This is a genomic window from Actinoplanes sp. NPDC023936, from assembly GCF_040639325.1.
GTDB lineage: Bacteria > Actinomycetota > Actinomycetes > Mycobacteriales > Micromonosporaceae > Actinoplanes.
Genome location: NZ_JBEZZR010000056.1, coordinates 1 through 15,285 on the forward strand (window position 1 = coordinate 1; position 15,285 = coordinate 15,285).

Consider the following 15,285-nt stretch of genomic DNA (forward strand, 5'->3'; position numbering starts at 1 on the left):
CTTTCCCTACCTCCGTCGCTGGGGGGGGTCGGCCGGCGGCCGCTGGACCGCGCTTTCGCGCGTTGTCTGGGGGGGGGGCGGGGTGCGCTTAGGGCCCCCCCGGCCGTCCGCAAATGTGAGGTATGCCACCTATAACCTATATAGGTCACCGACGCTCATTTCTGCGTTAAGGCTGGACATTTGTGTGGAAAATCGTCTCCGTCGTGCTGCTTGTCCTTACTCCCGCGGTTCCTTCGCCGGCTGCCGCTGAGCCCGCCGCTCACATCGTCCGTCCCGGCGACACACTGTGGGCGGTCGCCGAGAAGTACGGCCATCACGTCTCCGACCTGCGCGAATGGAACGCCCTCGGCCCCTACGACACGCTGCGGGCCGACGGGATGCTGCGGCTGGGCACTGCCCGGGCGCCACTGCCGGAGTTCCGCACCCGCGCCGAGACGGTCACCGAGAAAGAGGCCAACGGGACCGTCGGCCGGAAGTGCCCGGTGCCACCGGCCGAGCTTCGGCGGATCTGGGTCCGCTACATCGACTTCCAGGGCCGGGTCCACAACGGCAGCCTGATCATGCACCGGACGCTGGTGGCCCCGACGCAGCGGGCGTTCGCGCAGCTCTACCGCTGGCGGTTCCCCATCATGGTGATGCAGCCGGCCTCGGTGAACATGCCAGGCTTGACGGATAAATCAGTATTGACCGGCGGCTACGAGTGCCGGTTCGTCGCGGGCACGACCAAGTGGTCGCAGCACTCCTACGGCCGGGCCGTCGACGTGAACCCCCGCCAGAACCCGATGATCCGGGGCGACTACCTGGACCCGCCGAACACCGAACGGTGGCTGGCGCGCGAGAACTACTGGCCCGGCATGGTCCACGAGAACGGCGCGGTGGAGGCGTTCACGTCGAACGGGTTCGCGTGGGGTGGGCGCTGGAAGTCGCTCAAGGACTACATGCACTTCAGCACCACCAACCTCTAATGACCTGGTCATATGTAGGTCACTCCCCCGTCTGGGCCGTCGCTGGGCCGTGGAAACCGGCCGGGCCGTCGAACAGCGCGTCGAGGGCCTTGCGGGCACGGCCGGGACTGTCCGGCATGAGGTGGGCGTACACCCGCAGCGTGAACGCCGGGTCAGCGTGACCCAGCCACTCCGCTATCGCCTTGATGCTTTCGCCCGCGTCCAGCAGCGCCGAGGCGTAGAAGTGCCGCAACGCGTGCAACCCGTTGACACGGATCCGCTCCAGCCCAGCGCTGTCCAAGGCACGGTGCCAGGCGACCGTAGCGAACACCTGTTGTTTGAACGCGGTGCCCCGCGTCGTCGTGATGAGTAGCGGCACCGTTACCCGCTCGTCCCGGCGCGGGTCCTCCCACGGCAGTGTCACCGGGATCGGCGGGTACTTCTTGATGTGCTCCTGCCGCGACGTCGAAGGGGCAAGCGACGCGCTTGAACCAGTGCTGGACCTACCTCCGGAACAGCGGATCAACGGCATCGTGCACTCCGTCCAGCGCGTGCACCAGGCACTTACCCGCGCAGGCCTAGCGGCCGATGCCCAGAGCCTGATTGAGCAGATCGAGGACTTCACGACCACGCCACTGCGTGCCCTACCCTGTTAAGGCAAGATCGGGTCATGTATCCCGTGACCCTCACCGGCCGCGTCGTCACCCTCCGAGAATTCCGGGAGGACGACGCGGCTTCTTCGTTGGCAGTCGTCGGAGACGACCGCGTCACCCAGTGGCTATCGTTCGACAGCAGGGGACCGGCCGAGGCAGAGGCGATGATCAGGGGCGCAGTGGCACGCGCCAAGCGCGAACCTCGCGACGAGTACTACCTAGCCGTTGAGGTTGAAGACGACTTCGCAGGATTCGTGCGCCTCGGCTTCAGTGGGGTCAAAGCCGCCAAGCTGGGCTACGCCATTCGTGCCGGCCTGTGGGGCAAGGGCTTAGCCACGGACGCAGCCCGGACCATCACGCGTTTCGGGTTTACGACGCTAAGCTTACATCGCATTTCGGCCGCCATAGGCCCAGACAACCTCGCATCCATCGCAGTCGCCGATGGTCTCGGCATGACCTATGAAGGCCGCATCCGCGACCACGTCTTCACCAATGGACAGTGGCGCGACTCATTGCTCTACTCGATACTAGACAGCGAGTGGCCCGAGGCGCGTTCGAAACCGGCATCCTCTTGAACTCGGATGATCCCCCTACATGTCACCCCATCGCGCTTGCATCGAACTTCCCCCGGTCTCCGGTCACGCGGACGCAGTCTGGACGATGAGGCATCCGGTCCGGCTATTCGCCTTCGGGTGGGTTGACCGCATACAGAAACATCCTAGAATCGTCAAACCCAACGGGGGAATTACCGCCGTAGCGATGAAACCGGGAGTCTGCGGCTATGCGGATCTCAACGGCGAACGTTTCGTGCACATCTTGCTCCTTGACCGTGTAGTCAAATCGGAACGTCTCCCCCTCGCCCGCATCTATGGCCTTTTCGTCGTGGGCTCCGAAGATTGAGTCCACCTTCGGAACGACCTGCCACCTTACTGCCTTGTTTCGGGCACTGAATGCACTTCCTTCGAATGTCAGTGTCTGACCAACATCCAGACGCATAGTTCTTCGAATTCCACGCCCTTGATCAGTCTGGCCCTCACTGCCGAAGTTGTCTTTCACCGCCTCAATCAGTGGATAGTACCGCCCGTCCCTAACCTGCTGGCTCCGATAAATTGACACCTGACTTCTAATTTGTCCGGATATGCCAGAGATCAGGTCCCGCTCGAACGGAGCCAGTTCCCTACTGTGCGCCACGCTGTTTCTAATATCTTCGAGAATGCCGAAGAACGCCAGCGTGCGACCCCTATCCTTCAACGCGGGCTTGAACTTCTCCCAGCTTTTCTCCACCATCGCAGTGAGATGGTAGGTTTCGGCATAGTCGATCAAGTTCTGAGATACGAAGACGCCATCACGGCGCTTCGCTTCCTCGGACTGCTTCTCTTCGAGCCGTCCGGGATCTGGAGCGCCCGGACTGCTAAGCCACGAAGACTCGCCCAGCACATCGATTATGAGCAAGCGGAGAGCCGTCTCAATGGAGCGGAGGGCTTCGGTAGGTTCCACGCGGAAGAATCATACGCATCCATCCGCAGGGCACCAGCGAGTTTGACATTTGCCCCGCTTGTCGACCGACGCCCAACGATGGTGAGAACTTTCTCTACGTCTTCAAGGCGGGCCTGCGGCCCGCACGCCCGACCCGGATCTGCCGCCGTTCGCGCCTTAAGCTCGCAAGCTCGCACGGCGCGAGCCGGCATCCGGACGCGCGACGGCCGCTGGACACGCCGAAGCCCCGACCGTCCTCCACCTGCGGGACGCTCAGGGGCCTCAGTCCACAGACCGCCAGAAGGTCATGCCTCCGGCGGGCAGGATCTCCGACCCTGCACCCGGACAGAGCCTCCGGCGGCCGGGGCGCCGCCCCTGGACCCGGCGCTCTGGGATGCCCAGCCTGACTGCCTTCCCCTCGCACACCGCAAGAGGCCAGACCGCGTCTGCCGGGTCCAGGTCGTTCGTCCGGCAGGGCGCTCCACCTGGACCCGGCAGACGCGGCCCCGCCACGCGGGACGTGCGCGACGGGATGCCAGCCAAGCAAGGCGGGGAGGGTGGTTGAGGTTAATGCGCACGTCCCGCCCGAGATGCAGAATGATGGATGCCGATACCCAGAGTGATCCTGAAGGGACAGCCTGTGAGCTACGAGAATGACGGCAATGTCGCCTACGTGCCCGTGAAGGTCTACGACAACGGCCTTGCGGTGCCATCCGGCACCACGTTCTACTCCGATCGGGAGCAGACCCAGGCTCTCGTCGACTGCCTGAACGCGAAGGCCAAGGCCGAGGGAGACGGCAGCCGGTATCACGTCGGCGGTCTTGTCCCACTGCGAGACGTCCCCATCGGGAAGGACTACCGGGGCCCCTTTCACTCGCTCGACGACTCTTGCACCACGTCACCAGTTTGAGCCAGAGCCGAGGACCACCCGGACGCGTTCCCAGAGATCGCCAGCCGGGCCGTCTCTGGGCCGTCGCTGGGCCGTCAAACGACGACCGGCATCGACGAATGTCGCCTAGAACTGACGTTTCAAATCGCAGGTGAAGGTAGGCGCAGACCGCACCTAGCAGGCATGCGATCAAGCGCCAGCCGAGAACATGCACTTCAGCACCACGAACCTGTGAGTGCTCGCCCCCGCCTGGATGAGGGCACACGCATCGTCATCGTGAACCCTCGTCCACGCCACAGAGCAGCGGTGAAAGCGCACGCACCGTTTCGGTGCGCCCTCATCCACGCCTGCGCGGCCTTCAGTGTGCCGCCGCCCCTGCCACCGCGCGCCTACGTGCGTTCTCATCCACCCGAGAGCCGCGCGCGCCCATCCCACCCGAGAATGGCACCGCGCTGCCAACCATGGCGACGAAACTCCACCGTCACGCCGTCATCACGCGGTTGCGCCCGGCCTCCTTGGCCCGGTACAGCGCATGGTCGGCCCTGGCCAGCAGCTCGTCCAGGCTCGCGTCGCCGGGCTCCAGGCGAGCCAGGCCCACGCTTATCGTCACCGGGACCGGGCCGGCCTGGGTGAGAACCGGCGTCGAGGACACCGCCTCCCGGACCCGCTCGGCCAGCGCCTCCGCCTGACCGTCGTGGTCGGGCAGGACCACCGCGAACTCCTCGCCACCGTAACGGCCCAGCACATCCGACGAGCGCAGCTTCTCGCGGACCCGGGCGGCCACCGTACGGATCACCTCGTCGCCCACGCCATGACCGTACGAATCGTTGATGTTCTTGAATTTGTCTATGTCGAGCATCGCCGCGGCCAGCTGGCGCTCGTGCCGCACCGCGGTGTTCACCAGCGCTCCGGCGATGGCGTAGAAGTGCCGCCGGTTGTGCTGGCCGGTGAGCTCGTCGGTGGTGGCCAGCTCCTGCACCCGGCTGAACAGGCGGGCGTTCTCGTAGGCCGTCATCCCCTGCGTGGCGAGGGCGGCGGCGACCTGACGGCTGGTGTCGTCCAGACCGGACCCGCCGAGCAGGATCATCCCGGCCGGTGCGTCCCGGCCGCGCAGTGGCACGGCGAGGACGGGGACATCGCCGAGCAGATCGACAGCCGACACAAAGTCTATATCCGAAATATCCGAAACGTGGACTGGGGAACCGACAGCGGCCGGCGACGCCGCGCCCTCCACCGCCAGCACATCGCCGGCCGGACCGATCAGCACCCCGGAATCCGCCCCCAGCTGTGAATACAGCGTCACGCACAACTGCCGCAACACCCGGTCCGGCTCCAGGATCGCGGTCAGCTCGGCCAGGCTGGCCCGCAGCATCTCCGCCATCGCCTGCTGCTCCCGCGCCGCCTGCACCGCCGAGTGCAGCTGCGCGGCCCGAGCCGTCTCCAGCGACACCGCGACATGGCTGCTCACCGCGGTCAGCACCGCCACGTCGTCGTCGGTGAAGATGCCCCGCGCCAGTCGGCTGTCCAGATAGACCACGGCGATCAGCCGGCCCTTGAACTGCACCGGCGCGACCAGGATGCTCCGCAGACCGTGCACGACGGCGCTGCGTGACCCGAGCGCCGCGCCCTCCTCGGTGCCGGTGACAACGAGCGGCTCACCGGTCTCCGCGACGCGGCGCACGAGCGTGGCCCCGTAAGCGATGTCCGACGCCAGTTCACCGGACGCGTCCCGCCCCGCATAGCGCAACGGCTCCCGCGGGGCGGAGTCCACCAAGAAGAACAGGGCCCGTTCGGCGCCCAGGATGCGCAACATCTCGTCCAGGGCGACCTGTGCGAGCTGCTGCGGGTCGAGGATCGTCGCGGCGGCCGAGCCGATCTGCTGCAGCGCGTCGAGGTGCCGGTTGCGGCCGCTGGGACGGCGGTCCGCGACAGTACGGCGGTGGGTGCCGGCGCCCTCGTCCACACCGAACTCGGTACGCGTCTGCCGGCGCCGCTGCTCCCACCCGTGCTGTGCGGCCACCGCGAGGGCGTACCGCGCCTGGCGCTCGGCCTCGTTCGCCATGCCGAGGGCACGCATGGCACGGGCCCGGATCCGGAACACCTCATATTGGATGAACGGCGCGTCCAGCCCGCGCAGCCGCTGCTCGGCCTCGTCGGCGACCTTCAGGCAGCGTTGATGCTCGCCGGACGCGTAGAACAGCGAGGCACGGGTGGTCAGGTAGACCGCGCGCAGCAGCGGCGTCCCCCCGACGTCGCCGAGCTCGGCCACTGCCGCCCGGGCCGCTCGCAGCCGCTCGGACCGGTCGGCGTCGGACGCGTACCGGAACTGGATGAGCCGGGCGTGCGCCTGGTAGACGTAGGCCCACCGATGCTGCGGCATCAGATCGGCGGCGCGCAGCCGCAGCGCGTGGAACTCGGCGAGCACCTCGTCCAGCTCGGTGCCGACCTCGCCCTGCTCGAGCAGGAAACAGCAGGCCGCGGTGAGCATGTTGGCGCGCTGCACCGGGGTGCCGGCGCCGTCCGGGAACGCCTCGCGGAGTCGTTTCAGCGCCGCCCCGGCCTCACCGAACCGGCTCTGACCGGACGGGATCATCACGCTGAGCATGCCGAGCGACGTGCCGAGCGCCTGGTCGGAGTCGCCGAGGTGGCGCAGGGCGCGTTCGTACTCCCGCTCCGCCTCGTCGACGTATCCGCGCAGCAGCAGGCGCAGGCCGACCGTGGCGTATCCGGGGATCGTCTGGGCCGGCGAGTACCAGCGGGAGTACCGGGCGATCACCTTCTCCCAGGCGGTGCCGTCGTCGTAGCCGCCGAACAGCAGCGCACAGCCGCGCAGCCACTCGACGTAGGCGGTGAGGGCCGGGTCACCCAGCTCGGCGGCGACCCGGGCGGCCCGGCGCAGGCAACGCTCGCTGGTGCCGCGGAGGTGCACGACCGCTGTGACGTACCCGATCAGCGAGTAGACGCGGACGTACTCCGGGCTGGGGCCGAGACGGTTCACCGCGTACACCGCCCGCAGCGCGAGCGTGCCCGCCTCGCGCAGCCTCAGGCCGATGGCGGCGGCATAGCCGCCGGCGTCGAGAACCGCGGTGAGCGCGGCGAGCGTTTCCCGGCGGCGGCCCCGTGCGGTGCCGAACCCGATGTGGGTACGGCGGACGAAGCCCCCGCCGAACGCGACGCACAGTGCGGCGACGAGCGCGAGCAGTCCCGCACCGGGCAGCGGCCGGCGCAGTTCGCCCAGCGCGGACCGGGTCGCGTCGAGCGCCCGCGCGTCGTCCCAGAGCGTGTGGTGCAGCTCGATCCGGGTGGTGAGCAGCCGGGCCCGCCGCAGCCGGTCCGGTTCGGCGGCGAGCGCCCGGTCCAGCGTCGCGGCGGCCTCGTCGTAGCGGCCGGCCCGCAGATAGGCCTGGGCGAGCGGGTGCAGCAGCTCGAAGCCGGCCGCCGGGTCACCGGCCACCGCCTCGCCGAGGTAGTCGACGGCCTCGGCCGGCGCCTGGTCGGCCAGGGCCCGCAGCCCGGCCACGGCCACGCTGCGCAGCCGGTCGGCGGCCGGGGCCGCGTCACCGGCGCCGCGGTAGTGCCGGGCCACCGCGTACGCGTGCCCCTCGTCCCGCAGCCCGTCCGGCAGCCGTTCCAGCGCCCGCGCCATCGCGGCGTGCCGATCCCGCAGCTCGGCGGCGTCGAGACGATCGAGCAGCAGGTCACGCAGCTGCGGATGGACGAACGCGTACCGCCCGCCGGGACGCGGCTCCAGCACGTGCCGGTCGACGCCGGCGGCCAGCGCGGCCACCACCCGGTCCGGCTCCCCCAGGTCGATCAGCGGTTCCGGGCGGAAGCGGACTCCGGCGACGGCGGCCATGGTCAGGCAGTCGAGCACCTCGGCGGGCTGCCGGGCGAGCCGGGCCGCGAGCAGGTCCCGCACGTCAGCGGCGGGCGGCAGCGCGTCGGCGCCCACCATGTCCAGCCGCCACTTGCCCCAGAACGGGCTGACCAGCCCTACGTCGACCAGCCGCAGCAGGTAGCTGACCACGGCGAACGGTGTCCCGTCGGTACGCGCCACGACGTGCTGGGCCAGCTCGGCGGGCACCCGGGCGCCGGGGAGCCGGGAGGCGATCAGCGCGGCCACGTCGGACGGGCCGAGGGGCGCGCAGGTCACCTCCAGCGCGCCGTCCGGAAGCGGGGCGGCGGAGGTGAGGAGCAGCAGGATGGGGAGGGCCGGCAACTCCTCGGCCAGCTTGCCGATCAGCCGCCGGGTGCCGGAGTCGATGTCGTCGGCGTCGTCGATGGCGATCAGCAGGCCGCCGGACCGGGTGGCGAGCTCGCCGACGAACGTGATGGCGGCGGCCAGCACGTGCTCGCCCTCGCCCTCGTCGGTCTCGCCGAGGAACTGCCCGAGCAGTGCGGGACCGGCGGCCGCGTACGCCTCGTCGATCAGCTGTTCCGCCTCCGGCAACCGGCGGGCGGCCTCCAGCCAGCCGCCGATGGCCTCGCGGGCGACGGCGAGCGGGGTGGCCTCGCCGGGACGGCCGGTGGCCCGCAGCACCGGGACGCCGTCGGCGGCGGCCCAGCCGGCGACCTCGGCGACCAACCGGGTACGCCCGGACCCCGCCCCGCCCCGGATCACCGCGACCCCGCCCTGACCCTCCCGGGCCAGTTGCCACCGGCGGCGCAGACGGCCCGCCTCGGCGTCCCGGCCGACCAGCGGCCACCCGGTGACGGCCGGCTGTTCGGCGGCCGCGCCGCCCGGGCAGCCGCGCAGGTCGGCGAGGAGCGCGGCGGCGTCCGGATAGCGGTCGTCGGGGTCCTTCGCGAGCAGCCGCCCGATGACCGCGACCAGGGCCGGGTCGGCGCCGGGCCGGAGCGCTGTCAGGTCGGGCACCGGGGCGGTCAGGTGCAGCCGCAGCAGCTCACCGACGTCGCCGGCCTCGAACGGGAGCCGCCCGGCCAGGCATTCGAAGAGCACGACGCCGAGCGAGTACAGGTCGGAGCGGCCGTCGACCGGGCGTTTCAGCATCCCGGACTGCTCGGGTGACGCGTACAGAAAGGTGCCGGCCGCCTCGTCGTCGCGCGCCTGGCGGCCGAGCTGGGCCAGACCGAAGTCGATCAGCTTGGGCGGCCGGTCGCCGGAGACCATGATGTTGCCGGGTTTGATGTCGCGGTGCACCAGGCCGAGCCGGTGCGCGGCGGCCAGGCCGCGGGCCAGGTGAGCGGCGATCCCGACGATCCGCTCCTGGCTGAGCAGGCCACCGGCGATCAGGTCGGCGAGGGTGCCGCCGGGGATCTGCTCGAGCACCAGGGCGGGCATGCCATCGAGGTCGCCGGCGGCGTGCACGCGCACCACGGCAGGGTCGTCGATGCAGGCCAGCAGGGCCGCTTCGCGGTTGAAGTCGGCCCGGATAGCGGGGTACGCGTCAGGGGTGGCGAGGGGGCGTTTGACCGCGTACCACCGGTCGCCCCGCCGGGCCCGGTGCACCATCGTGAACGCGCCCCGGCCCAGTTCCTCCCCGACGACCAGGTCGGTCAGGGCTATCTCCGTCACCTACACACTCACTCCGCATCCGCCGGGTCGTTCTGCTGATCGGCCGGTGACAGTCGGACCTGAATCGGACCGCATCAGAGCGTCGCGGCGAGCTGCTGCAACGCCTCTTTCGCACCCGTGGTCAGCGGCTCGCCGTGGCCCGGGAGGATCGCCGTGACCTCGAGGCCGGCCAGCTTCTTCACCGAGGCCGCCGCCTGGGCCGGGTCGGTGGTGTACTGCGGGTTCGAGCCGGTCAGCGAGCCCATGTTGTTCAGCGCGTCCCCGGCGACCAGCACACCTGTGGCCGGCTCGAAGACCGAGATGTGCCCGGGGGTGTGCCCCGGCGTGCCGACGATCCGCAGGCCGAAGATCTCGTCGCCGTCCTTGAGGCCTTTCAGCGGCTTGCTCGCGGTGATCGCCTCGACCTCGCCGTCACCGGTGTAGATCGTGCCGCCGATCGCCGGGGCGACGCCGGCCAGGCCACCGGCGTGGTCCTGGTGCCGATGCGTGACGATCACATGTTTGACAGCGTCCCAGCCGGAGCCGGCGGCTTTCAACCCGGCCTCGATGTCGGCCGGCGAGCTGGACGTGCCGGTGTCCACGATCGCGACCTCGCTGCCGCGGACGAGTAGATAGACGGAGACGAACGAGAGGTTGACCCGCCGCCAGTCGCCGGTCACGATATTTCCGGCATTTCCCGCGCCGGCCGACGCGGACCCCGGCGCCGTCGGCGCTGTCGTCGTCTCCGGCGCTGTCGTCGTCTCCGGCTCCGCGGAGCACCCGGTCACCGTGTTGAGGACCGCCACCCCGAACACACCGGAACCGCCCGTGAGAATGAACCTGCGGCTGAGCCTGAAGTCACCCATCACCCCTCAATACCCGCTCCGGCCACGCAGCGCCATGGCAGCAGACAGAACTCGACCATCTTGAGCTGATGAGACGGCTCCGCAAGCTCGGAATCGGTCACCGCGTGGACCTGCTGGGCCACCGCGATCGTCAGCACCACGTTGATCACCTCGTCGACCGGAGTGTCCGGAACCATCGTCCCGTCCTCGATCGCCTCCTCCAGGTGCCGGCGCAGCATCGCCCGCCACTCGTCGACCACGTCGGTCTGCGTCTCGCCGATCCGCTTGTTCGCGGCGAGACGGCCCCAGAAGCCGACCACCACGTACGCCTCGTCGACGGTCCGCTTCTCCAGCGGCAGGATCTCCCGCAGCATCGCCAGAAACGCGTCCAGCCCGCGCAGCGACACGGTGGCCGCCACGATCCGTTCCGTGGTGAGGTCGCTGATCCGCTGGTAGGCCCCGGCCGCCACCGCGTCGAACCCGTCGAAGTAGTGCCAGAGCGCGCCGGTGCCGACGTGCAGCTCGGCCGCGACGGCCCGGCTGGTGGCGGCGGGCAGCCCGTCGCGGGCGACCACCGTCAGATACGCCTCGACGATCTCAGAGCGCCGCTTGTCGTGATCAACGATTTTGGGCACTTTCCACCTCCGTTGCGCCGATCGCGCGCCCTTGAAGTGTTACGCACCCGACAGCCTTCGGGACAGACGGGTGCCGTCACGCCGTGCATGCTCTCCGATACGGGGAGGAGGATCGATGGTGGTGCGTGTTCCGATCGGCGAGGACCAGCGTCTCGCCGATCATGTGGTGCGTCTGGTCGGCGATCTGGCGACCGCGGTGACCCGGCAGCGGGATCCGCTGACGGTGGCCCGGCGGCCCGAACCCGGCGGCGGGCATGCCGTGGTGGTGCCGGCCCTCGACGACCTCCTGCACCGGGTACGCGACCTGTGGTGGCAGCGCCTCGAGCCGGCCGACCGCCTCGCCGTCCACACGGCCGCCATCCACCGCGACCCGCGCCCCACGCCGCTCGGCGAGGTGATCACCGCCTGCCGGCTGGCCGCCGACTGCGGTCACCCCGTCACGGTTCCCGAGTTCACGTCGATGACCTGCGGTTCGGTGAAGCCCGGCCCGCGCGCCACCTGGCAGGCCGAGGTCGGCACCCGGCCCTACGGCATCGGGCGCATCGGTGAGTACGGCAGCATCCGGGCCGCCAACGCCGCCGTCTGGGACACCATCGAAGCCAACCGGGAAACCCTCCGCGAACGCCTCCGTGCCACGTCGCCGGCGCTTGCCGCGGTCGCCGCGCGCGGCTGGGAGGAGCCGGACGTCAGCGTCTGGGCCACCCCGGAACAGCGAGACCACGACGACCCGGCCCTGGTCACCATGCACCAGATCGCCCACCGCACCGGCGTCCGCCCGGCCGTGGCGGACCGCTGGCGAGCCGCCCACGCCGCCTTCCCGCAACCCGAGCCGGGCACCTCGATCTGGTACTGGCCCCTCGTCGAACGCTGGCTCGCCGACACCGGCCACCTGCCCGACCCGGTCCCCGACGACCGCCCCACCCTCCCCCGGGACGAATCTTTCTAGGGTACGAGCCACACCTCCCCGACCGCAGCCGACGACTCCCGTGGCGCACCGCCCCTGACGCCCCTTCCGCCGGCGCGCGCCGCCGCCGGGCCCGGCGACCCGGCAAGCACGCCGCGCCCGGCGCCCCGGCGACCCGGCGAGCATGCCGAGCCCGGCGGCCCGGCAAGCAGTAGGCTCGCCAGGTGAACCCCTGGATCGACTACGCCATCTGGTGGCACGTCTACCCGCTCGGCTTCACCGGCGCCCCTCGCGAGAGCGGCGGCAGGAGCAGCGGCAGCGGCGACGGCAGCGGGCATCGGCTTACCAAGATCGTCGACTGGCTGGACTATCTGCTGGAGCTGGGCGCCAACGGACTCCAACTGGGCCCGATCTTCGCCTCCGAGACGCACGGCTACGACACCGTCGACCACTTCCGGATCGACCCGCGCCTCGGTGACGACGACGACTTCGACAAGCTGATCGCGGCGGCCCGCGAGCGTGGCATCCGGGTCCTGCTCGACGGCGTCTTCAACCACGTCGGCCGCGGCTTCGGCGCCCCGGCGCACTGGCTGACCGGCGCCGCCTTCGAGGGCCACGGCTCGCTGCTCGAGCTCAACCACGACGAGCCGGAGGTCGCCGACCACGTGGTCCGGGTGATGAACCACTGGCTGGACCGCGGAGCTTCCGGGTGGCGGCTGGACGCTGCTTACGCCGTACCCCCGCAATTCTGGCGTGATGTGCTGGCGCGGGTGCGCCCGGCGCATCCCGAGGCATGGTTTGCCGGCGAGGTGATCCACGGTGACTATCCGGGTTACCTGGCCGCGAGCACGCTCGACGGGATCACCCAGTACGAGATGTGGAAAGCGATCTGGAGCAGTCTCAACGACCGGAACCTGTGGGAGCTGGCCTGGGCCGTCAAGCGGCATCAGGCGGTCCTCGCGGCCGGCCTGCCGATGACGTTCGTCGGCAACCACGACGTGACCCGGATCGCCAGCCGTCTCACCGACGAGCGTCACCTGGCGCACGCGCTCGTGGTGCTGTTTCTGCTGGGTGGGACGCCGAGCATCTACTACGGCGACGAGCAGGCGTACCGCGGGGTCAAGGAGGATCGGGCGGGCGGCGACGACGACGTGCGACCGGTCTTCCCGGCGTCCCCGGCGGAGTTCTCGGCGCTCGGCCGCCCCGTTTTCGAGCTGCACCAGCGACTGATCGGAATCAGACGGCGGCACGCCTGGCTGGTTCGGGCCCGCACCGAGGTCGGCGCGCTGACGAACACGACCATGGCGCTGACGTCGACGGACGGGACGAACCGTCTCACCGCCCTGCTGAACATCGGCGACGTCCCGCACACGTTCCCCGCAGGAACCGTCGCGCCGCACGACTGGATGATCGTCGAGTGATCTACGCCGTACTCGTCTATGCCCTCACCGTGCCCGTGGTGACCTCCTGGCTGGCCGGCGACCAGACGAATCCGCAGGCCAAGCAGCTGGAATCGGAGGGTGTCCCGCTGGACTACGTGATCCGCCCGCTGGGCCTCTCCCCCGGCCAGCAAGCCGCGATCGGCGTCGTGGCGGCTCTGCTCGCGGCCGCCGCGCTGGCCGTCGTGATCCGCGCGATCGTCCGGCGGCAGGTGGACGTGCTCTGGTGGATGGTGCTGCTGCCGCTCACCTGCGCCGGCGTGATCCTCGGCCTCACCTGGTCAACCCTGACGGCGGGCACGATCGGCGCGAACATCGGCGCGGGCCTGGCAACGATCTTCTTCCTGCCGTTCGCCGCGTGCATGCTGATCCTGGCCGCCCTGGCCGGCGTGGCGATCCGCAAAAGGCGGCAGCGGGTACCCGTCCCCACTGCCCCATAGCTCCCGTCGCACACGGCGGGCCAGCTCACAGTCCGGATACCTGCCCCCGCTACGGCTCGGACCCGCGAGCCGTAGCCCACGCAGGAAAAACGACCCGGATACCTGCCCCCGCTACGGCTCGGACCCGCGAGCCGTAGCCAGCGCACGAAAAACGACCCGGATACCTGCCCCCACTACGGCTCAGGACTGCGAGCCGTAGCCCACGCAGGAAAAACGGCCGGGACACCTGCCCCCGCTACGGCTCGGACCCGCGAGCCGTAGCTCGGGCAGGGCAGCGCGCCGGATTACCTGTCAGCGCTACGGCTCGGGCTTGGCGGGGCGCCTCATGACCGCGCGCGGGACGCCCGGCGGCGTTCACGCCCGTGTCACGGCGAGCAGGACGGCGGCCACCCCCTGGAGGACGGCGAGGACCACGGCGAGCAGGGTGATCGAGTAGCCGTACAGGGCGCCGGCGAGGACGCCGCCGCCGAGTGCGGCCACGCCCTGGATCGCCGCGAAGACGCCGTAGGCGGTGGCCCGGCGCGGCGCCGCGACGAGGTCGGCGACCAGGGCCTTGACGGTGGAGTCCTGCACGCCGACGGCGGCGCCCCAGAGCAGCGTGCCGGCCACGATGGCGGGCATGCTGCCGGCGAAGGCCAGGGCCGGCATCGCGGCGGCGAGGGCCGGCAGGGCGTACAGGACCTTGGGCCCCCAGCGGTCGTAGAGGTGACCGCTGAGCAGGGCCGCGACGGCGCCCGCGGCCATCGCGGCGGCGTAGAGCAGCGGCACGGTGGCGAGCGGGAGCCCGCCGGCCTCACTGGCGTGATACGAGATCAGGCCGAACGTGACGAGACCCGCGGTCGAGGCGGCCATCGCCACAGCGAAGAGGTAGAACCGAAGCGGCAAATGTCCGGAAATAATGCGGACGTCGTGTGACAGCGGTGCGGGGAACCGCGGACGCAGCCAGAACAGCAGCGCCATCGCGAGAGCGCCGGGAATCGCCAGCGCGGCCAGCGCCGACTGCAGCGTGAATGCCGCCACCAGGGCCGCCACCAGCAGCGGACCGGCGAAGGCCCCGATCTGGTCCAGGGCCTTGTGCACAGCGAAACCACGCCCGCGCCCGACCTGCCCGGCGGCCTCGGCGAGCAGCGTCGACTTCGCCGGCGACCGGATCGCCTTGCCGATCCGCTCGGCCACGATCAGCAGACCGGCCACCGCCAGCCCGGCGCCGCCGACGGCCGGGGCGAGAGCCAGCAGGGGCACGCACACCGCGGTCAGCCCGTACCCCAGGATTGTCAGGGTCCAATAGCGCGCGGTCCGGTCCGCGAGAGGACCGGAGACCAGCCGGAGCAGCAGCGCGGCGGCCTCACCGGCGCCGGTGATCAGCCCGACGACCAGGGCGGACGCGCCGAGCGTGCCGAGCAGCGGCCCGGTGATCGAGCGTGCGCCCTCGTAGACCATGTCGGCGGCGAGGCTGACCAGGCCGAAGGCGGTGATCGCCCGCCATGGGGACACGAGGGACTCCGATCGTCGTGGGTTCGATCGGCGCCATCATCCCGTCCGTGT

At 70.3% G+C, this 15,285-nt stretch carries 12 protein-coding genes; 6 read left to right on the top strand and 6 right to left on the bottom strand.

The genetic code is table 11. From position 1 onward, the window contains the following. The first annotated feature begins 203 nt into the window (after window positions 1-203). Window positions 204-965, top strand: a complete 762-nt coding sequence (locus AB0F72_RS39250; protein WP_360443303.1) for a M15 family metallopeptidase — start codon at window positions 204-206, stop codon at window positions 963-965. Window positions 966-984: 19 nt separating this feature from the next. Here the strand turns inward: AB0F72_RS39250 and AB0F72_RS39255 are convergent, their stop codons facing one another. Next, on the bottom strand, window positions 985-1,368 hold the full coding sequence (locus tag AB0F72_RS39255; RefSeq protein ID WP_360443306.1) for a tyrosine-type recombinase/integrase: 384 nt from the start codon (window positions 1,366-1,368) through the stop codon (window positions 985-987). A gap of 246 nt (window positions 1,369-1,614) precedes the next feature. Here AB0F72_RS39255 and AB0F72_RS39260 point away from each other — a divergent pair, with 246 nt between their 5' ends. Next, entirely contained in the window at window positions 1,615-2,172 is a 558-nt protein-coding gene (locus AB0F72_RS39260; protein ID WP_360443309.1) for a GNAT family protein, read from the top strand. A 103-nt stretch (window positions 2,173-2,275) separates the two neighbouring features. Here AB0F72_RS39260 and AB0F72_RS39265 read toward each other — a convergent pair whose 3' ends face one another. Continuing rightward, window positions 2,276-3,094 (bottom strand): hypothetical protein, encoded by an 819-nt coding sequence (locus tag AB0F72_RS39265; RefSeq protein ID WP_360443312.1) that lies wholly within the window; start codon window positions 3,092-3,094, stop codon window positions 2,276-2,278. Between the two features lie 619 nt (window positions 3,095-3,713). Here AB0F72_RS39265 and AB0F72_RS39270 point away from each other — a divergent pair. Then, complete coding sequence (locus AB0F72_RS39270; protein WP_360443315.1) at window positions 3,714-3,983, top strand: hypothetical protein; 270 nt, start codon at window positions 3,714-3,716, stop codon at window positions 3,981-3,983. Window positions 3,984-4,443: 460 nt separating this feature from the next. Here the strand turns inward: AB0F72_RS39270 and AB0F72_RS39275 are convergent, their stop codons facing one another. From AB0F72_RS39275 to AB0F72_RS39285, 3 genes are all read right to left on the bottom strand, one after another. After that, window positions 4,444-9,498 carry a diguanylate cyclase gene (locus tag AB0F72_RS39275; protein ID WP_360443318.1) on the bottom strand — a complete coding sequence of 1,685 codons (5,055 nt, stop codon included), beginning with the start codon at window positions 9,496-9,498 and terminating at the stop codon, window positions 4,444-4,446. 74 nt (window positions 9,499-9,572) lie between these two features. Further along, a complete protein-coding gene (locus tag AB0F72_RS39280; protein ID WP_360443321.1) occupies window positions 9,573-10,343 on the bottom strand; it encodes an MBL fold metallo-hydrolase in 771 nt (256 codons plus the stop codon). Beyond that, the gene (locus AB0F72_RS39285) at window positions 10,343-10,957 is read right to left on the bottom strand and encodes a TetR family transcriptional regulator C-terminal domain-containing protein (protein WP_360443324.1); all 615 of its coding nucleotides are present in this window, start codon (window positions 10,955-10,957) and stop codon (window positions 10,343-10,345) included. Before AB0F72_RS39285 ends, AB0F72_RS39280 begins: the two co-directional genes overlap by 1 nt. 115 nt (window positions 10,958-11,072) lie before the next feature. On the opposite strand from AB0F72_RS39285, the gene AB0F72_RS39290 reads away from it, so the two are divergent. The 3 genes from AB0F72_RS39290 (at window position 11,073) to AB0F72_RS39300 (ending at window position 13,740) form a co-directional block, all read left to right on the top strand. Next, on the top strand, window positions 11,073-11,903 hold the full coding sequence (locus AB0F72_RS39290) for a hypothetical protein (protein WP_360443327.1): 831 nt from the start codon (window positions 11,073-11,075) through the stop codon (window positions 11,901-11,903). Window positions 11,904-12,085: 182 nt separating this feature from the next. After that, entirely contained in the window at window positions 12,086-13,282 is a 1,197-nt protein-coding gene (locus tag AB0F72_RS39295) for an alpha-amylase family protein (protein WP_360443330.1), read from the top strand. Then, the gene (locus AB0F72_RS39300) at window positions 13,279-13,740 is read left to right on the top strand and encodes a hypothetical protein (RefSeq protein ID WP_360443333.1); all 462 of its coding nucleotides are present in this window, start codon (window positions 13,279-13,281) and stop codon (window positions 13,738-13,740) included. Before AB0F72_RS39295 ends, AB0F72_RS39300 begins: the two co-directional genes overlap by 4 nt. A gap of 354 nt (window positions 13,741-14,094) precedes the next feature. Here the strand turns inward: AB0F72_RS39300 and AB0F72_RS39305 are convergent, their stop codons facing one another. After that, on the bottom strand, window positions 14,095-15,180 hold the full coding sequence (locus AB0F72_RS39305) for an MFS transporter (protein WP_360443392.1): 1,086 nt from the start codon (window positions 15,178-15,180) through the stop codon (window positions 14,095-14,097). Between the last annotated feature and the right edge of the window lie 105 nt (window positions 15,181-15,285).